Annotated in this window: 16 protein-coding genes and 3 tRNA genes; 16 read left to right on the top strand and 3 right to left on the bottom strand. The window is 62.3% G+C overall.

The features are described 5' to 3' along the window. The first annotated feature begins 20 nt into the window (after positions 1-20). From purF to IFU31_RS05310, 5 genes are all read left to right on the top strand, one after another. A complete protein-coding gene (gene purF, locus IFU31_RS05330; RefSeq protein WP_122476407.1) occupies positions 21-1,526 on the top strand; it encodes an amidophosphoribosyltransferase in 1,506 nt (501 codons plus the stop codon). 14 nt (positions 1,527-1,540) lie between these two features. Then, positions 1,541-2,752, top strand: a complete 1,212-nt coding sequence (locus IFU31_RS05325) for an O-succinylhomoserine sulfhydrylase (RefSeq protein WP_122476405.1) — start codon at positions 1,541-1,543, stop codon at positions 2,750-2,752. Between the two features lie 218 nt (positions 2,753-2,970). Beyond that, a tRNA-Val gene (locus IFU31_RS05320) sits at positions 2,971-3,046 on the top strand. Between the two features lie 68 nt (positions 3,047-3,114). After that, positions 3,115-3,191: transfer RNA gene (locus IFU31_RS05315), tRNA-Asp, on the top strand. Positions 3,192-3,285: 94 nt separating this feature from the next. After that, positions 3,286-3,362 (top strand) — tRNA-Asp (locus tag IFU31_RS05310). Between the two features lie 89 nt (positions 3,363-3,451). On the opposite strand, the gene IFU31_RS05305 is transcribed toward IFU31_RS05310, so the two are convergent. Beyond that, positions 3,452-3,913, bottom strand: coding sequence for a hypothetical protein (locus IFU31_RS05305; RefSeq protein WP_192102453.1), 462 nt, complete (start codon positions 3,911-3,913; stop codon positions 3,452-3,454). Positions 3,914-4,242: 329 nt separating this feature from the next. Here IFU31_RS05305 and IFU31_RS05300 point away from each other — a divergent pair, with 329 nt between their 5' ends. The 4 genes from IFU31_RS05300 to arfB all read left to right on the top strand — a co-directional run bounded on the left by IFU31_RS05300 (position 4,243) and on the right by arfB (position 7,742). Next, a complete protein-coding gene (locus IFU31_RS05300; protein WP_122476402.1) occupies positions 4,243-4,437 on the top strand; it encodes a DUF1289 domain-containing protein in 195 nt (64 codons plus the stop codon). Positions 4,438-4,549: 112 nt separating this feature from the next. Then, positions 4,550-5,779 (top strand): 23S rRNA pseudouridine(2605) synthase RluB, encoded by a 1,230-nt coding sequence (gene rluB, locus IFU31_RS05295; RefSeq protein WP_192102452.1) that lies wholly within the window; start codon positions 4,550-4,552, stop codon positions 5,777-5,779. A 163-nt stretch (positions 5,780-5,942) separates the two neighbouring features. Beyond that, positions 5,943-7,316 (top strand): amino acid permease, encoded by a 1,374-nt coding sequence (locus tag IFU31_RS05290; RefSeq protein ID WP_192102451.1) that lies wholly within the window; start codon positions 5,943-5,945, stop codon positions 7,314-7,316. Positions 7,317-7,328: 12 nt separating this feature from the next. After that, entirely contained in the window at positions 7,329-7,742 is a 414-nt protein-coding gene (arfB, locus tag IFU31_RS05285; protein WP_192102450.1) for an alternative ribosome rescue aminoacyl-tRNA hydrolase ArfB, read from the top strand. Positions 7,743-7,753: 11 nt separating this feature from the next. Here the strand turns inward: arfB and IFU31_RS05280 are convergent, their stop codons facing one another. Next, positions 7,754-8,956 (bottom strand): MFS transporter, encoded by a 1,203-nt coding sequence (locus IFU31_RS05280; protein ID WP_192052934.1) that lies wholly within the window; start codon positions 8,954-8,956, stop codon positions 7,754-7,756. Between the two features lie 223 nt (positions 8,957-9,179). Further along, positions 9,180-9,440 (bottom strand): DUF2790 domain-containing protein, encoded by a 261-nt coding sequence (locus IFU31_RS05275; RefSeq protein ID WP_122476393.1) that lies wholly within the window; start codon positions 9,438-9,440, stop codon positions 9,180-9,182. A gap of 339 nt (positions 9,441-9,779) precedes the next feature. Between IFU31_RS05275 and acs the strand changes: the two genes are divergently transcribed. From acs to IFU31_RS05240, 7 genes are all read left to right on the top strand, one after another. Next, a complete protein-coding gene (acs, locus tag IFU31_RS05270) occupies positions 9,780-11,741 on the top strand; it encodes an acetate--CoA ligase (RefSeq protein ID WP_122476391.1) in 1,962 nt (653 codons plus the stop codon). Between the two features lie 437 nt (positions 11,742-12,178). After that, a complete protein-coding gene (locus IFU31_RS05265; protein ID WP_122476389.1) occupies positions 12,179-12,955 on the top strand; it encodes an ABC transporter substrate-binding protein in 777 nt (258 codons plus the stop codon). A gap of 86 nt (positions 12,956-13,041) precedes the next feature. Beyond that, on the top strand, positions 13,042-13,731 hold the full coding sequence (locus tag IFU31_RS05260; protein WP_122476387.1) for an ABC transporter permease: 690 nt from the start codon (positions 13,042-13,044) through the stop codon (positions 13,729-13,731). Continuing rightward, on the top strand, positions 13,728-14,426 hold the full coding sequence (locus IFU31_RS05255; RefSeq protein ID WP_122476385.1) for an ABC transporter permease: 699 nt from the start codon (positions 13,728-13,730) through the stop codon (positions 14,424-14,426). The genes IFU31_RS05260 and IFU31_RS05255 overlap by 4 nt, the downstream gene beginning before the upstream one ends. Before the next feature lie 71 nt (positions 14,427-14,497). Continuing rightward, entirely contained in the window at positions 14,498-15,262 is a 765-nt protein-coding gene (locus tag IFU31_RS05250) for an ABC transporter ATP-binding protein (protein WP_185794328.1), read from the top strand. 110 nt (positions 15,263-15,372) lie between these two features. Continuing rightward, a complete protein-coding gene (argR, locus tag IFU31_RS05245) occupies positions 15,373-16,353 on the top strand; it encodes a transcriptional regulator ArgR (protein ID WP_192102449.1) in 981 nt (326 codons plus the stop codon). Between the two features lie 316 nt (positions 16,354-16,669). Next, on the top strand, positions 16,670-17,890 hold the full coding sequence (locus tag IFU31_RS05240) for an aspartate aminotransferase family protein (protein ID WP_122476379.1): 1,221 nt from the start codon (positions 16,670-16,672) through the stop codon (positions 17,888-17,890). Positions 17,891-17,951 lie beyond the last annotated feature (61 nt).

Genomic DNA, 17,951 nt, shown 5'->3' with positions numbered 1-17,951 from the left:
TTAAGTAGGGGTTGCGTCGCATGTGTGGCATCGTCGGTATCGTCGGTAAGTCGAACGTCAATCAAGCGCTGTATGACGCGCTAACGGTCCTCCAACACCGCGGCCAGGATGCTGCCGGTATCGTTACCAGTAGCGATGGCAAGTTGTTCCTGCGCAAGGACAACGGGCTGGTACGGGACGTTTTCCAGCAGCGCCATATGCAGCGGCTGGTCGGGCACATGGGCATCGGCCATGTGCGCTATCCCACGGCGGGCAGCTCGACCTCGGCCGAGGCCCAGCCGTTCTACGTCAATTCGCCCTATGGCATCACCCTGGCGCACAACGGCAACCTGACCAACGTCGAGCAGCTGGCCAAGGAAATCTACGAATCGGACCTGCGTCACGTCAACACCAGCTCGGACTCCGAGGTGCTGCTCAACGTGTTCGCCCACGAACTGGCCGTGCGCGGCAAGCTGCAGCCTACCGAGGAAGATGTGTTCGCCGCCGTCACCGACGTGCACAAGCGCTGCACCGGTGGCTACGCGGTGGTGGCGATGATCACCGGCTACGGCATCGTCGGTTTCCGTGACCCGCACGCGATCCGTCCGATCGTGTTCGGCCAGCGCCACACCGACGAAGGCGTGGAATACATGATCGCCTCCGAAAGCGTGTCCCTGGACGTACTCGGCTTCACCCTGATCCGCGACCTGGCGCCGGGCGAAGCGGTGTACATCACCGAAGACGGCAAACTGCACACGCGCCAGTGCGCACCCAACCCGCAGTACGCACCGTGCATCTTCGAGCACGTGTACCTGGCCCGCCCTGACTCGATCATCGACGGTATCTCGGTCTACAAGGCACGCCTGCGCATGGGCGAGAAGCTGGCCGACAAGATTTTGCGCGAACGCCCCGAACACGACATCGACGTGGTCATCCCGATTCCGGACACCAGCCGCACCGCGGCCCTGGAGCTGGCCAACCACCTGGGCGTGAAGTTTCGCGAAGGCTTCGTCAAGAATCGCTACATCGGTCGTACCTTCATCATGCCCGGCCAGGCCGCGCGCAAGAAATCGGTACGTCAGAAGCTCAATGCCATCGAGCTGGAGTTCCGCGGCAAGAACGTGATGCTGGTGGACGATTCGATCGTGCGCGGCACCACCTGCAAGCAGATCATCCAGATGGCCCGCGAAGCCGGCGCCAAGAACGTCTATTTCTGCTCGGCTGCTCCAGCCGTGCGCTACCCGAACGTCTACGGCATCGACATGCCGAGTGCGCATGAGTTGATCGCGCACAACCGCAGCACCCAGGAAGTGGCCGATCTGATCGGCGCCGACTGGCTGATCTACCAGGACCTGCCCGACCTGATCGACGCGGTCGGTGGTGGCAAGGTCAAGATCGAGAACTTCGACTGCGCGGTGTTCGACGGCAAGTACGTCACCGGCGATATCGACGCGTTCTATCTGAACAAGATCGAGCAGGCGCGCAACGACTCCAACAAGAGCAAGTCGCATGCGGTCAGCGCGATCATAGACCTCTACAACAACTGAATGGGAGCAACGGCATGACACAGGAATGGGATGCCGGGCGACTGGATAGCGATCTCGAAGGGGTGTCGTTCGACACCCTGGCGGTTCGCGCCGGCCAGCACCGCACGCCGGAAGGCGAACACAGTGATCCGCTGTTCTTCACTTCCAGCTATGTTTTCCGTACTGCGGCCGATGCCGCGGCGCGTTTTGCCGGCGAAGTGCCGGGCAATGTCTACTCGCGCTACACCAACCCCACCGTGCGCTCCTTCGAAGAGCGCCTGGCCGCCCTGGAAGGCGCCGAACAGGCGGTCGGCTTCGCCACGGGCATGGCGGCGATCACTGCCGTGGTCATGAGCCTGTGCAGCGCGGGCGACCACGTGCTGGTGTCGCAGAGCGTGTTCGGCTCGACCATCAGCTTGTTCGAGAAGTACTTCAAGCGCTTCGGCATCGAAGTGGACTACGTGCCGTTGGCCGACGTCAGCGGCTGGGAACGGGCCATCAAGGCCAATACCAGGCTGCTGTTCGTCGAGTCGCCGTCCAACCCGCTGGCCGAGTTGGTCGACATCACGGCCTTGAGCGCCGTGGCCCGGGCCAAGGGCGCCATGCTGGTGGTCGACAACTGCTTCAGCACACCGGCGCTGCAGCAGCCGCTGGCGTTGGGTGCCGACATCGTCGTGCACTCGGCGACCAAGTTCATCGACGGCCAGGGTCGTTGCATGGGTGGCGCCGTGTGCGGTCGCAGCAAGGAAATGAACGAGGTGCTGGGTTACCTGCGCACCGCTGGCTCTACCTTGAGCCCGTTCAACGCCTGGATCTTCCTCAAGGGCCTGGAAACCCTGAACCTGCGCATGCGCGCCCATTGCGCCAGCGCGCAGGTGCTGGCGCAATGGCTGGAGGCGCAGGATGGCATCGAGAAGGTGCATTACTCGGGCCTGCCGAGCCACCCTCAGCATGAACTGGCCAAGCGTCAGACCAAAGGCTTCGGCGCCGTGGTCAGTTTCGAGGTCAAGGGAGGCAAGGAGGGCGCCTGGCGCTTCATCGATGCAACCCGCCTGATCTCGATCACCGCCAACCTGGGTGACAGCAAGACCACCATCACCCACCCGGCCACCACGTCGCACGGGCGCCTGTCGCCCGCCGAACGCGAAGCGGCAGGGATTCGCGACAGCTTGATCCGGGTGGCGGTAGGCCTGGAAGACGTTGGCGACCTGCAGGCCGATCTGGCGCGCGGGCTGGCTGCGTTGTAAGGGCTGAAGGCCTCTTCGCGGGCAGAGGGCTCGCCGCCCGCCTCGCTCCCACACAAACCCAGTTCATCTGAGGATCCTGTGGGAGCGGGCTCTGCCCGCGAAGAGGCCCGCAAGGTTTCACAAGCTCTGACATTTAACACCTTTTTCAAAAAAACTTCATACAGGGTATTGACTTAGGTTCGGTACCTGCGTAAATTTCGCGGCCTCAGCGAAGCAAAGGGTGATTAGCTCAGCCGGGAGAGCATCTGCCTTACAAGCAGAGGGTCGGCGGTTCGATCCCGTCATCACCCACCATTTCGTTAGAATGCAGCTGAGAACGCAACGAAGAGCAACACGTGCTGAAACAAGAGAGCACACACTGCGCAGCGGTAGTTCAGTCGGTTAGAATACCGGCCTGTCACGCCGGGGGTCGCGGGTTCGAGTCCCGTCCGCTGCGCCATTTTTATACACTGATTCGGTTCGCCGGGTCAGCGATCGAGAACTTCGAAGTTCTGGGTCAACAGGTTTCAAACGGACGCAAGTCCGAGCGATACGCAGCGGTAGTTCAGTCGGTTAGAATACCGGCCTGTCACGCCGGGGGTCGCGGGTTCGAGTCCCGTCCGCTGCGCCATACAAAGCTTCGAGGCCCTTGAACTCCTTGAGGCAAACAAAGAAAGCGACCTTCGGGTCGCTTTTTTTGTGTCTGGATTTTTTCGAGACTCAGTCCTCCTGCACATTGGAAGCCAGGCTTAGTTGGAAACCGTCCTCCCCGGCTTGACCTGCATTGACGAGCCTTGCCTGATAGATGCTGTCTGGCATGTAGGCTTTCAGCTCGACGGTGTCGTAATCGAACAAGTGCATCTCGTGTCCCCCGTGACGCAACCCGGCGTATGCCGATCCTTGAGCGCCAATGGTGTGGAAGCCTGGGGACGTGGGTGTGTTTATCATGAACTCCCAGTGACTGCCGCGATCGGGAACATAGTTCGCTGAAAACGTCACACCCCGGGCGGTTTCGAAAATCTGTACATCTTTGAAAACGACCTGTCTGTTTGGAAACTCGCTGGCGTATCGGGCAGGGATATGACTGAACTCCACTGGCAGGTCCGCGACGCTGGCTACGCTGTTCTTCTGATCTCGTTTGACGGTTGAAAAATCAAACGGCTTAAAGTCTTTGGCGTTCATGCTGCACCTCGTATTCAATGAATAAATTGTTCTAATCATTACCCGTGTTGCAGGCGCATGGCGCGACCCCCGGTTAAAAAAAGTTAAGCACATGCTGAGAACTTCGACAGGCAGAAGAATGAATATGATTTTTCATATTTAACGTGTGTGAATCATTATTTAGTTCAGCGTTTCCTCGGTGGCGCTTGTCAGTTTTCAACGGTTTTCAACGGTTTTCAACGAGTGCCGCCGGATAGGTTCGAGCCTGCTGCGTTCAAAGAAAATGGCGCATTCGGCGCTGGCGGTTGTCAGAGCCTTATCCCTCCAGTCGCGCACCGGTGCCCCGTCCCATGAGCAGCAAGAACCCCTGTATCAGCGTCTGCAAGTTCACTGACGAGACGTGTATTGCCTGTGGCCGCACCAAGCCTGAATGCAAGGCCTGGAAGAAGATGGACAAGGACGAGCGTCGCGACGTGAACGCACAGGCGGTGCAGCGCCTGAAAGACATGAAAGGCACCGCCAAGCGGAAAAAGAAGAAAGCCTGAAAAAATCGGCTAGCCTTTGATGCGCAGGCGCCGTGTTGCGCGTATCATTCGCGGCCCTCCGGCGCGCCTGCGCCGAGCAGCATTCAATTCGACCCACCGGGAGGTGCTTACGATGAAAGATCTCGATCAGCAAGACGGCAGCCAGGAAATCGGCCCTGCCGGCGAAAAACTGCAGAAAGTATTGGCCCGTATCGGCGTGGGTTCGCGCCGAGACGTCGAGGCGTGGATCAGCGAAGGCCGAATCAAGGTCAACGCCAAGGTCGCGACCCTCGGCCAGCGCGTCGACCTGCACGACGCCATCACCGTCGATGGCAAGGTGATCAAGCGCGAAGAAGCCTCGGAAACCGTGCGCCGCGTGATCATCTACAACAAGCCCGACGGCGAAATCTGCACCCGCGACGACCCCGAAGGCCGCCCGACCGTATTCGACCGCCTGCCGCGCCCGCGCGAAGGCCGCTGGATCAACGTCGGCCGCCTGGACATCAACACTACCGGGCTGCTGATGTTCACCACCGACGGCGAGTTGGCCAACCGCCTGATGCATCCCTCGTTCGAAATGGACCGTGAGTACGCGGTGCGCGTACGCGGCGAAGTCGACGACGACATGCTGCTGCGCCTCAAGAACGGCGTCATCCTGGAAGACGGGCCCGCGCGCTTCACCGATATCCAGCAGGCACCGGGTGGCGAAGGCTTCAACCACTGGTACCACTGCGTGGTGATGGAAGGCCGCAACCGCGAAGTGCGTCGCCTGTGGGAATCCCAGGGGTTGGTGGTCAGCCGCCTGAAGCGCGTGCGCTTCGGTCCGGTATTCCTCAACTCCGACCTGCCGATGGGTCGTTGGCGCGAGCTGACCCAGGGTGAAGTCGATACCCTGAGCGCCGAAGTCGGCCTGACCGCCGTGGCCATGCCGTCGATGACCACCAAGACCAAGGACAAGCTGGAGCGCATGCAGCGCAAATCCTCGCGCCCGATGGGCCGCGGCGAGCGCGTGCGCACCTTGCGTCCTGCCCAGGACGGCGCGCCGTCCACCGACCAACGCCCGGCTCGCCAGCCGCGCGGCGATTCGGCGCCGTCCGGCGAGCAGCGTCCAGCCCGTCAGCCCCGCGGTGATTCGGCGCCGGCTGCGCGCAAGGACAGCGGTCGTGGCAGTGCCGTGGCCGAGCGTCCGGCGGACATGAACAAGCGTCCAGCCAGGCCTGCCGGCAAGCCGGGCGCCAAGCCCGCTGCAAAGCGCCCGGGCATCAAGCTGGTGGACGACGCGCCGTCGGGCAATCGTCGTGGCCCGGCCGCCGTCACCGGTCAGCGCCCAGGCTTTGGCCGTCGCAAGCCCAAGCCCGAGTAAGGACAACTGATGTCCACGTGCGCCAACCTTCCAGGGTTGGCGTTTTTTTGTGGGGTGTCGGTGGGGGCCTCTTCGCGGGCAGAGACCCGCTCCCACAAGGTTTGCCTGCGGCGGACCATTGCACTCTTGATACCTCGAACGTCGAAGAAGTGACTGCTCCCTGATGACTGAACAAAACCAGCTCAAGCGTGGGCTGAAGAACCGCCACATCCAACTGATCGCTCTGGGCGGTGCCATCGGTACCGGGCTGTTCCTGGGTTCGGCAGGCGTGCTCAAGTCCGCCGGCCCGTCGATGATCCTGGGCTATGCCATCTGCGGCTTCATTGCCTTCCTGATCATGCGTCAGCTGGGCGAAATGATCGTCGAGGAACCGGTTGCCGGTTCTTTCAGTCACTTCGCCCACAGCTATTGGGGCCGGTTTCCCGGTTTTCTGTCCGGCTGGAACTGCTGGGTGCTGTACATCCTGGTAGGCATGTCCGAACTGACCGCCGTCGGCAAGTACGTGCACTACTGGTGGCCGGAAATACCCACCTGGGTCTCCGCTGCGGTGTTCTTCCTGATGATCAATGCCATCAACCTGACCAACGTCAAGGTGTTCGGCGAGACCGAATTCTGGTTCGCCATCATCAAGGTCGCGGCGATCGTCGGCATGATTGCCCTGGGCAGCTATCTGCTGGTCAGCGGTGACGGCGGCCCTCAGGCCAGTGTCAGCAACCTCTGGGCCCACGGTGGTTTCTTTCCCAACGGTGTAGGCGGGTTGGTCATGGCCCTGGCGATCATCATGTTCTCCTTCGGTGGCCTGGAGATGCTCGGCTTTACGGCGGCCGAGGCCGACAGCCCGAAGACGGTGATTCCCAAGGCCATCAATCAGGTGATCTACCGCATTCTGATCTTCTACATCGGCGCGCTGGTGGTGCTGTTGTCGCTGACGCCGTGGGACGGTCTGCTGGCCAGCCTGAATGCCTCGGGCGATGCCTACAGCGGCAGCCCGTTCGTGCAGGTGTTCTCGATGCTGGGCAGCGACACGGCTGCCCACGTGCTCAACTTCGTGGTACTGACCGCAGCCTTGTCGGTTTACAACAGCGGCACCTATTGCAACAGCCGCATGCTGCTGGGCATGGCCGAGCAGGGCGACGCGCCGCGTGCACTGGCCAAGGTGGATGGCCGTGGCGTGCCGGTTCGGGCGCTGCTGGTGTCGGCGGCGATCACGCTGGTGGCCGTGGCATTGAACTACTTCGTGCCGCAGCAGGCGCTCGAGCTGTTGATGTCGTTGGTGGTGGCGACCCTGGTGATCAACTGGGCGATGATCAGCTACTCGCACCTCAAGTTTCGCCAGCACTTGCAGCGCCAGGGCCGGGTGCCGCTGTTCAAGGCGTTGTGGTATCCGTACGGCAACTACCTGTGCCTGGCGTTCGTGGCGTTCATCCTGATCATCATGCTGATGATTCCCGGCATCCGCGTGTCGGTGTATGCCATTCCTCTGTGGATCGGCGGGATGTACCTGTGTTATCGCCTCAAGTCGAACCCCTCGTCCTGACCGGAGCGCTGCATGCTGGAAATCTCCAACGCCGTCCATCTGCCCGACGCTGAAATCGAACTCAGCGCCATCCGCGCACAAGGCGCGGGTGGGCAGAACGTCAACAAGGTTTCCAGTGCGGTGCACCTGCGCTTCGACATCGGCGCTTCGTCGCTGCCGCCGTTCTACAAGGAGCGCCTGTTGGCGCTGCGCGACAGCCGGATCACCGGCGATGGCGTGATCGTCATCAAGGCGCAGCAGTTTCGCACCCAGGAGCAAAACCGCGCCGAAGCCCTGCAGCGCCTGCGCGAGCTGATTCTGCTGGCCACCAAGGTGGAGAAGAAGCGCCGGCCGACCAAGCCCACGCTGGGCTCCAAGACTCGCCGCCTGGAAGGCAAGACCAAGCGCGGGGCGATCAAGGCCGGGCGTGGCAGGATCGATTTCTAGATCATGCCGTTCTAGACCAGCTTGTCTTGCGCTGGTGGCAGGCTTGCCGCTCGCCGGTATAGATAGAAGGTCAGGCCCAGGCCGGCGCACGCAGCCACGGCGGCAAACAGGAAGATCGCGCTGAAGCCGTAGCCTGCGGCGATGGCGCCTGCCACCGGCCCGGTGATGCCCAGCGACATGTCGATGAACAGCGAGTAGGCCCCCACGGCCGCACCGCGGCTGGACGCCGGCACCAGATTGACCGCTTCGACGCCGAGCGCTGGAAATACCAGGGAAAATCCGAATCCGGTCAACGCCGCGCCAGCCATCGCCAGCTCCTGGCTGGGCGCAAGCCACAGCAGCAACAAGCCCAGGGTTTCCACGCTGAGGCATACGATCGCCACCCGAAAACCGCCGATGCGGTTGATCAGGTTGCCGAACAGCAGCCGGGCGAGGATAAAGCTGGCACCGAACAGGCTCAGGCACAGTGCCGCGTTGTCCCAGGCATTGCTGGCGTAGTAAAGGGTGATGAAGGTGGCGATGGTGCCGAAGCCGATACCGCCCAGGGCCAGCCCGGTGCCATGGGGCAGCACGCGGCCCAGCACGTGCAGGAACGGTAGTCGCTCGCCCGCCACCACCGGTGCGGGAAGCTTGTTCCAGGCCAGGGCGATGCCCACGCCAGCCAGCACGATGATGCTCGCACCCATGCTCCACAGGCCCAGATGCTTGACCATCAGCACGCCCAGCGGCGCACCGATGGCCAGGGCGCCGTAGCTGGCAATGCCGTTCCAGGAGATGACCTTGGCGGTGTTGGCTGCGCCGACGCGGCCAATCCCCCAGCCAATGGACCCCGAGCCCACCAGGCTCTCCGCCGACCCCAGCAGTATCCGACCCGCCAGCAGGCTGGTCAGGCTCAGCGCCGGCCAGCTTTGCAACCAGCCGGCCAGCAGCATGAACAGCCCGCTGATGCCGCAGCCAACCAGGCCGTAGATGACTGCTTTCTTGCTGCCCAGGTTGTCGATGATCTTGCTCGCCTGCGGGCGGCTGAGCAGGGTGGCCAGGTACTGCACGCTGATCACCAGCCCGGCAATGACCGCGCCGTAGCCCAGGTCGCTGTGGACGAAGCCTGGCAATACCGCCAGCGGGATGCCGATGCTCAGGTAGCCGATGAAGGTGAACAGGACGATGGAGACGACTTGCAGCGTGACCGTCATGGGGCGCTGTGAGTGGGGCATAGGTAGATCCGTCGCGGAAGCAGGTGATGGGCGCAGGTGCGGGCAGGCTGGCTGGGTGTCCGGCGCACACGAGAAATGAAGACAGGCTTACGTGACGCTCATGATAGAGGCACGAGGCACAAAAAGAGAGACGGCGATGGGTGGCGCTTCATGCAGATGCTGCTGGCGGGGTTGCTCAGGTGCAGGCCAACAGCGGGGCCGCAGCCCCGACGCTGGGAGGTGTTCAGCTGTTCGAACAGCCGTTGCCCATGACCTGATATTCCATGATGTGGCGCTTGCCCTGCGAATCTTCGTAGGTCAGGCGTGCCGGGACCACGGCGCAGACGTTGGGAATCGCTGAAGTCGAGATGACGTGAGCAATATCGGGGTGCTGCGAATACTCATAAGGTTCCACCGTGGTTTTTTCGGTGGCAGCCGTGGTGGTTTCATCGGCCAGGGCCATGCCGCTCGCGCCAATCAGCGCCAGAATCAAAAAAGCTTTCATGTCGATTTTCCTGTTTTGCAGTCGTCAGGGTGCACGCAGCCCTTGTGAGGTCACGTGTGAAACTTGAGAGTGGGAAAGTTGCGATCGACAGGCCTTCGTGGGGGGATGCAGTCTTCGTCGATCGCGGTGCCGTTGCTGGCGAAATCGATTCTAGGCGTGCACGGTGGAGGTAAACAGAGCCGGTTCGGATAAACAGTTTTATTCGAATCTGCACTAATCCCGCGGGTCTGGGCGTGCATCGGTGCAAGCAGCGGTACTACCATCGTCGAATGGCTGCACGGGCCAGATACCCTTAAAACAGGTGTATAAAACAACAACTACTCAACCGAGGTATGAAAGATGAGTGCGGCTTCCCTGTATCCCGTTCGTCCAGAGGTGGCGGCGTCCACGCTGACCGATGAGGCGACCTACAAGGCCATGTACCAGCAGTCCGTGGTCAACCCGGACGGTTTCTGGCGCGAACAGGCGCAGCGCCTCGATTGGATAAAGCCCTTCACCAAGGTCAAGCAGACCTCGTTCGACGATCACCATGTCGACATCAAATGGTTCGCCGACGGCACCCTCAACGTCTCCTACAACTGCCTGGACCGCCACCTGGCCGAGCGTGGTGATCAGGTCGCGATCATCTGGGAAGGCGACGACCCTTCCGAAAGCCGTCACATCACCTACCGCGAGCTGCACGCCGAGGTGTGCAAGTTCGCCAACGCCCTGCGCGGCCAGGATGTGCACCGCGGCGACGTGGTGACTTTGTACATGCCGATGATTCCCGAGGCGGTGGTGGCGATGCTCGCCTGTACCCGCATCGGCGCGGTGCATTCGGTGGTGTTCGGTGGCTTCTCGCCCGAGGCGCTCGCGGGGCGCATCATCGACTGCCAGTCCAAGGTGGTGATCACCGCCGACGAAGGCCTGCGGGGCGGCAGGAAAACGGCGCTCAAGGCCAACGTCGACCGCGCCCTGACCAACCCCGAAACCAGCAGCGTACAGAAGGTCATCGTGTGCAAGCGCACCGGTGGCGAGATCGAGTGGAACCGTCATCGCGACATCTGGTACCACTCGCTGCTGGAGGTGGCATCGAGCACCTGCGCGCCGAAGGAAATGGGCGCCGAGGAAGCGCTGTTCATCCTCTATACCTCCGGCTCGACCGGCAAGCCCAAGGGCGTGCTGCACACCACCGGCGGTTACCTGGTGTACGCCGCGCTGACCCATGAGCGAGTGTTCGACTACAAGCCGGGCGATGTCTACTGGTGCACGGCGGACGTCGGCTGGATCACCGGCCACAGCTACATCGTCTATGGCCCGCTGGCCAACGGTGCCACCACCTTGCTGTTCGAAGGCGTGCCCAACTACCCGGACATTACCCGCGTCTCGAAAATCATCGACAAGCACAAGGTCAATATCCTCTACACCGCGCCCACCGCTATCCGCGCGATGATGGCCGAGGGCACCAAGGCAGTCGAGGGCGCCGATGGCTCGAGCCTGCGCTTGCTGGGTTCGGTGGGCGAACCGATCAACCCCGAGGCCTGGAACTGGTACTACAACACGGTCGGCAAGCAGAACTGCCCGATCGTCGACACCTGGTGGCAGACCGAAACCGGCGGCATCCTGATCAGCCCGCTGCCGGGTGCGATCGGCCTCAAGCCCGGTTCGGCGACCAAACCGTTCTTCGGCGTGGTGCCGGCGCTGGTGGACAACCTGGGCAACCTGATCGACGGCGCTGCCGAGGGCAATCTGGTGATTCTCGATTCGTGGCCCGGCCAGTCGCGTACCCTCTACGGCGACCATGATCGTTTCGTCGATACCTATTTCAAGACCTTTCGCGGCATGTACTTCACCGGCGACGGCGCGCGTCGCGACGAAGATGGCTACTACTGGATCACCGGCCGAGTCGATGACGTGCTCAACGTTTCCGGGCACCGCATGGGCACGGCCGAGATCGAAAGCGCGATGGTGGCCCATCCCAAGGTGGCCGAGGCCGCTGTGGTGGGCGTTCCCCATGAGCTGAAAGGGCAGGGCATCTATGTCTATGTCACGCTCAATGGTGGCGAGCAGACCAGCGAGGAACTGCGCCTGGAGCTCAAGAACTGGGTGCGCAAGGAGATCGGCCCCATCGCCTCGCCGGATGTGATCCAGTGGGCGCCGGGGCTGCCCAAGACGCGCTCGGGCAAGATCATGCGGCGCATCCTGCGCAAGATCGCCACGGCCGAGTACGACTCGCTGGGTGACATCTCTACCTTGGCTGATCCGGGGGTGGTGCAACAGCTGATCGACACCCACAAGGAAATGCATCGCGCTTCGGCGTGAGTTGACGCGACCTCGGGGGCCTCTGCCCGCGAAGGGGCCCGCAAGGCTGTTCAGGCAGCGCTGGCGTTACTGCGGTAACGCCATTGCCGCGCCGGGTGCCACCCAAGGCCCCATCGCCTGTCACATGCAACATCTCCCACAACCCCAAGCTTGCCGTCTGCCAAGGCTTTGCCAATAATGGGCGCGCTAATTGCTTGATGGACAGGTTGCGCGTCTTTTTGCTCAGCCACAATCGGCATGGGCTGTCAATCCCTTGGTCTGGGTGTCTCGGTGCTTCTGTAACTACTTGTCGCATTGAAGAAATATCGACTGGCACAGTGCCGTTAAAATGCGCTCACTCGCCGGACCTCGTGGCGTCGCCCGTTCAGCCTCATTTTTCGCATTCTGGGCCTGCGCTCACTTTGCCCATACTGCCCATTTTCGCTGGAGCTCACCCAATGAAGAAACTTGCACTGTTTGGCGCATTGGCACTGTCCGTGCTGTCGGCGACAGCGTTCGCCGATGAAAAGCCGCTGAAGATCGGTATCGAAGCCGCTTACCCACCGTTCGCGTCCAAGGCGCCGGATGGCAGCATCGTCGGTTTCGACTACGACATCGGCAACGCGCTGTGCGCTGAGATGAAGGTCAAGTGCACCTGGGTCGAGCAGGAATTCGACGGTCTCATTCCCGCCCTCAAGGTTCGCAAGATCGACGCCATTCTGTCGTCGATGTCGATTACCGACGACCGCAAGAAGTCCGTTGATTTCACCAACAAGTACTACGCCACTCCGGCGCGTCTGGTCATGAAGTCCGGCACCCAGGTGAGCGACTCCATGGCCGAGCTCAAAGGCAAGAAGATCGGCGTGCAGCGCGGCACCATCCATGACCGGTATGCCACCGAGGTGCTCAAGCCGCTGGGCGTCGAAGTGATGCCGTACGGCTCGCAGAACGAGATCTACCTGGACGTGGCCGCCGGTCGACTGGACGGCACGCTGGCCGATGCCACCCTGTTGCAGGACGGTTTCCTCAACACCGACGCCGGCAAGGGCTACGCATTCGTCGGCCCGTCGGTCAACGACCCGAAATACTTCGGTGACGGCATCGGTATCGCCGTGCGCAAGGGCGACAAGGCCAACGTGGATCGCATCAACGCGGCCATCGAAGGCATTCGCGCCAACGGCGAGTACAAGAAGATCCAGGACAAGTACTTCGATTTTGACATCTACGGCAAATAAGCCGGCAGGCGTCACCTGACTGATGGTGCAAACGGCGGGAAACCGCGGTCTGCACCATTTTTCATTCTTCGGGCGAGGATCTCTACATGTTGAAAGGCTACGGGGCCGTCATTCTCGATGGCGCTTGGCTGACGCTGCAGCTCGCCTTGTCGTCCATGGCACTGGCCATCGTGCTGGGTCTGTTCGGCGTGGCCCTGCGCCTGTCGCCGGTACGCTGGCTGGCCTGGCTGGGTGACCTGTACGCCACGGTGATTCGTGGCATACCCGATCTGGTGTTGATCCTGCTGATCTTCTACGGTGGCCAGGACATCCTCAATCGCGTGGCGCCGTTGGTGGGTTACGACGACTACATCGACCTCAATCCGCTGCTGGCCGGTATCTTCACCCTGGGTTTCATCTTCGGTGCCTACCTGTCGGAAACCTTTCGCGGGGCGTTCATGGCCATTCCCAAGGGCCAGGCCGAAGCCGGCATGGCCTATGGCATGAGCAGCCTGCAGGTGTTCTTTCGGGTGCTGGTGCCGCAGATGATTCGCCTGGCGATTCCCGGTGTCACCAACAACTGGCTGGTGTTGACCAAGGCTACGGCATTGATTTCGGTGGTCGGCCTGCAGGACATGATGTTCAAGGCCAAGCAGGCGGCGGATGCCACCCGCGAACCGTTCACCTTCTTCCTCGCGGTGGCGGCGATGTACCTGGTCATCACCAGTGTGTCGCTGCTGTTGCTGCGCGCCATCGAAAAACGCTACTCGGTGGGCATCAAGGCGGCTGAGCTATGATCTTCGATTACAACGTCGTCTGGGACAGCCTGCCGCTGTACATGAGCGGTATGCTGGAAACCTTGAAGCTGCTGGCGATTTCGCTGTTCTTCGGTCTGCTGGTGGCGCTGCCGCTGGGTTTGATGCGGGTGTCCCGGCAGCCGCTGGTCAACGGCATCGCGTGGCTCTACACCTACGTGATCCGTGGCACGCCCATGCTGGTGCAGCTGTTTCTGATCTATTACGGTCTGGCCCAGTTCGAGGCCGTGCGCAACAGCGTGCTCTGGCCCTGGTTGTCGAGCGCCACGTTCTGCGCCTGCCTGGCCTTCGCCATCAATACCAGTGCCTACACCGCCGAAATCATCGCCGGCAGCCTGCGGGCCACGCCACCGGGCGAGATCGAAGCGGCCAAGGCCATGGGCATGTCCAGGGCCGGGATGTACCGGCGTATCCTGCTGCCCTCGGCACTGCGCCGAGCGCTGCCGCAGTACAGCAACGAAGTGATCATGATGCTGCAGACCACCAGCCTGGCTTCGATCGTGACCCTGATCGACATCACCGGCGCAGCGCGTACGGTGAACGCCCAGTATTACCTGCCGTTCGAAGCCTACATCACGGCGGGTGTGTGCTACCTGTGCCTGACGTTCATTCTGGTGCGCCTGTTCAAGCTGGCCGAGCGCCGCTGGCTGGCCTACCTGGCACCGCGCAGGCACTGAGCGCGTGCAGCAAAAACCTTTTCGCCACGGGCCGCTGGCCCGTGACTGACCGATTTGCGAGACCCCCGATCATGTACAAACTCCAAGTTCAGGACCTGCACAAGCGCTATGGCTCGCACGAGGTGCTCAAGGGTGTCTCGCTGGCGGCGAAGGCGGGCGATGTGATCAGCATCATCGGCTCCAGCGGATCGGGCAAGAGCACGTTCCTGCGTTGCATCAACCTGCTCGAACAGCCCCACGCGGGCAAGATCCTGCTCAACGACGAAGAACTCAAACTGGTTGCCGGCAAGGATGGGGCGCTCAGGGCGGCCGACCCCAAGCAGCTGCAACGCTTGCGTTCGCGCCTGTCGATGGTGTTCCAGCATTTCAACCTGTGGTCGCACATGACCGCGCTGGAAAACGTCATCGAAGCGCCCGTGCATGTGTTGGGCGTATCGAAAAAGCAAGCGCTGGAAAAAGCCGAGTATTATCTGGCCAAGGTAGGGGTTTCGCACCGCAAGGATGCCTATCCGGGGCACATGTCCGGTGGCGAGCAGCAGCGTGTCGCCATTGCCCGTGCATTGGCGGTGGAACCCGAGGTGATGTTGTTCGACGAACCGACTTCGGCGCTCGACCCGGAACTGGTGGGTGACGTGCTCAAGGTGATGCAGGCCCTGGCTCAGGAAGGGCGGACCATGGTCGTCGTGACCCACGAGATGGGTTTCGCCCGTGAGGTGTCGAACCAACTGGTGTTTCTGCACAAGGGCCTGGTCGAAGAAACCGGCGACCCGCGCGAGGTGCTGGCCAATCCGCGTTCCGAGCGGTTGCAGCAGTTCTTGTCCGGCAGCCTCAAGTGATCGCCGCTTGAAACATCTGCCGGGTGTTTTCCTGCGAGCAGGTCGAGCATGCCTGGCGCAGTGCCATTTCCCATTCGGTTTTTGATACCTAAGGTTTCGGTCCGCATCAGATGACAGCCCAACGAATCGGTTTCCTCTATTGGCCCAGCACGCGAGCCCTGACCCTGGCGCTGGCCGAAGAGGCCCTGCGAGTGGCGCAGAAGGTGCACCCGGAAGTGACCTACGAGTTGCTTTTCCTGCAAGCCGAACCACCTGTTCCAGGCGGCTGGCAGCTGCCCGGTGAGGCGTGGAACGGTCGCCTGGAGGGTTGCCATAAGCTTTTTCTGCTGGCTGACGAGCCACCGTCGGCATTGGCGCCGGCACTGGCCACTGCGCTCAAGCAGACGGTCCGGGCCGGATGCCTGGTGGGCGGGCTGTCGGCGGGGGTCTACCCGCTGGCGCAGCTGGGGCTGCTCGATGGCTACCGCGCGGCCGTGCACTGGCGCTGGCAGGATGATTTCGCCGAGCGCTTTCCCAAGGTCATCGCCACCAGCCACCTGTTCGATTGGGACCGCGACCGCATGACGGCTTGCGGGGGCTTGTCGGTGCTCGACCTGCTGCTGGCGGTACTGGCCCGCGATCACGGCGCCGAACTGGCCGGGGCGGTGTCCGAAGAGCTGGTGGTGGAGCGTATCCGCGAGGGCGGCGAGCGCCAGCGCATTCCGTTGCAGAATCGTCTGGGGTCCAGCCATCCGAAGCTGACCCAGGCGGTGTTGTTGATGGAAGCCAATATCGAAGAGCCGCTGACCACCGACGAGATCGCCCAGCATGTGTGTGTTTCGCGGCGCCAGCTGGAGCGCATCTTCAAGCAGTACCTGAACCGCGTGCCCAGCCAGTACTACCTCGAGTTGCGCCTGAACAAGGCGCGGCAGATGTTGATGCAGACCAGCAAGTCGATCATCCAGATCGGCCTGTCGTGCGGGTTTTCCTCGGGCCCGCATTTTTCCAGCGCCTACCGCAATTTTTTCGGCGCCACCCCCCGCGAGGATCGCAACCAGCGTCGCAGCAGCAGCCCGTTCGAATTGTCTTCGGTCCCCGCCGAGCGAGGTTGACCCTCGCTCCGGGATGCGCTGTGCCAGGTGAAGCGCGGTGTGACTTTCGCGGCCACGGACCGCTCCTACGGGAGTGCGCGCAGAACCCTTGTAGGAGCGGTCATCGGCCGCGAATGGGTGGTGCGGTCGATCTGACACAACACGCTAGTCAGCGCCTTTCTATCCCTATATGTCGCATTCGCGACAACCCCCGTAGAATGGCGGTTTGGCGCTGTAACAAGTTGTCGCATGGCGGCAATGCCGCGCGTGCACCAGTCCTTACAATCCCCTATCGCTCGCCCATTCTGCGCTGAGCGTTCCTTGACAGGAGACTCCGATGTCCGTTGAGCAAGCCCCCGTGCAACGTGCCGATTTCGACCAGGTAATGGTGCCCAACTATGCACCGGCCGCTTTCATTCCCGTGCGCGGTGCAGGTTCCCGGGTGTGGGATCAGGCTGGTCGCGAGCTCATCGATTTCTCCGGTGGCATCGCCGTCAACGTGCTGGGGCATGCGCACCCGGCATTGGTAGGCGCGCTGACCGAACAGGCCAACAAGCTGTGGCACGTGTCCAACGTCTTCACCAACGAGCCCACCCTGCGCCTGGCCCGGAAGCTGGTCGATGCCACCTTTGCCGACCGGGTGTTCTTCTGCAACTCCGGCGCGGAAGCCAACGAGGCCGCCTTCAAGCTGGCCCGGCGTGTGGCGCACGACAACTTCGGTCCCGAGAAATACGAGATCGTTTCGGCCCTCAACAGCTTCCACGGCCGCACGCTATTCACCGTCAGCGTGGGTGGCCAGCCGAAGTACTCCGACGGTTTCGGCCCGAAGATCACCGGCATTCGTCACGTCCCCTACAACGACCTCGAAGCGCTGAAAGCGGCGGTGTCCGACAAGACCTGCGCCGTGGTGCTGGAGCCGGTCCAGGGCGAAGGCGGCGTGGTGCCGGCCGATCCGGCCTACCTGCAAGGCGCTCGCGCGCTGTGCGACCAGTTCAATGCCCTGCTGGTGTTCGACGAGGTGCAAAGCGGCATGGGGCGCAGTGGTGAGCTGTTCAGCTACATGAACTACGGCGTCACCCCGGACATCCTCTCCAGCGCCAAGAGCCTGGGGGGCGGCTTTCCGATCGGTGCGATGCTGACCACCGATGCCCTGGCCAAACACTTCGCGGTCGGCGTGCACGGCACCACCTATGGCGGCAACCCTCTGGCCTGCGCCGTGGCCGAGGCGGTGCTCGATGTGGTCAACACGCCCGAAGTGCGAGCCGGGGTCAAGGCACGGCACCAGCACTTCAAGACGCGCCTGGAGCAGATCGGCCAGCGCTACGGCGTGTTCAGCGAAGTCCGTGGCCTGGGCCTGCTGATCGGTTGCGCCTTGAGCGACGCCTGGAAAGGCCGCGCCAAGGACTTCTTCAATGCTGCCGAACGGCACGACCTGATGATTCTGCAGGCCGGTCCGGACGTGGTGCGTTTCGCCCCGAGCCTGGTCATCGACGAGGCCGACATCGACGAAGGCCTGGACCGCTTCGAACGCGCGGTGGCGCACCTGACCCAGGCCTGATCGGCCCGTTCGTGGCGTTGGCTCAAAGCCAGCGCCACCTCTGCAATCGACCCGCTGCAAT

Origin of the sequence: Pseudomonas sp. CFBP 13602 (assembly GCF_014842725.1) — a bacterium.
GTDB lineage: Bacteria > Pseudomonadota > Gammaproteobacteria > Pseudomonadales > Pseudomonadaceae > Aquipseudomonas > Aquipseudomonas baltica.
Note: the sequence above shows the minus strand (reverse complement) of the source record. Positions and strands in the feature narration are given on the sequence as shown.

Coding starts and splice junctions, on each gene's coding strand:
- purF (WP_122476407.1), top strand. CDS start 21: ATGTGTGGCATCGTCGGTATCGTCGGTAAGTCGAACGTCAATCAAGCG.
- IFU31_RS05325 (WP_122476405.1), top strand. CDS start 1,541: ATGACACAGGAATGGGATGCCGGGCGACTGGATAGCGATCTCGAAGGG.
- IFU31_RS05305 (WP_192102453.1), bottom strand. CDS start 3,913: ATGAACGCCAAAGACTTTAAGCCGTTTGATTTTTCAACCGTCAAACGA.
- IFU31_RS05300 (WP_122476402.1), top strand. CDS start 4,243: ATGAGCAGCAAGAACCCCTGTATCAGCGTCTGCAAGTTCACTGACGAG.
- rluB (WP_192102452.1), top strand. CDS start 4,550: ATGAAAGATCTCGATCAGCAAGACGGCAGCCAGGAAATCGGCCCTGCC.
- IFU31_RS05290 (WP_192102451.1), top strand. CDS start 5,943: ATGACTGAACAAAACCAGCTCAAGCGTGGGCTGAAGAACCGCCACATC.
- arfB (WP_192102450.1), top strand. CDS start 7,329: ATGCTGGAAATCTCCAACGCCGTCCATCTGCCCGACGCTGAAATCGAA.
- IFU31_RS05280 (WP_192052934.1), bottom strand. CDS start 8,956: ATGCCCCACTCACAGCGCCCCATGACGGTCACGCTGCAAGTCGTCTCC.
- IFU31_RS05275 (WP_122476393.1), bottom strand. CDS start 9,440: ATGAAAGCTTTTTTGATTCTGGCGCTGATTGGCGCGAGCGGCATGGCC.
- acs (WP_122476391.1), top strand. CDS start 9,780: ATGAGTGCGGCTTCCCTGTATCCCGTTCGTCCAGAGGTGGCGGCGTCC.
- IFU31_RS05265 (WP_122476389.1), top strand. CDS start 12,179: ATGAAGAAACTTGCACTGTTTGGCGCATTGGCACTGTCCGTGCTGTCG.
- IFU31_RS05260 (WP_122476387.1), top strand. CDS start 13,042: ATGTTGAAAGGCTACGGGGCCGTCATTCTCGATGGCGCTTGGCTGACG.
- IFU31_RS05255 (WP_122476385.1), top strand. CDS start 13,728: ATGATCTTCGATTACAACGTCGTCTGGGACAGCCTGCCGCTGTACATG.
- IFU31_RS05250 (WP_185794328.1), top strand. CDS start 14,498: ATGTACAAACTCCAAGTTCAGGACCTGCACAAGCGCTATGGCTCGCAC.
- argR (WP_192102449.1), top strand. CDS start 15,373: ATGACAGCCCAACGAATCGGTTTCCTCTATTGGCCCAGCACGCGAGCC.
- IFU31_RS05240 (WP_122476379.1), top strand. CDS start 16,670: ATGTCCGTTGAGCAAGCCCCCGTGCAACGTGCCGATTTCGACCAGGTA.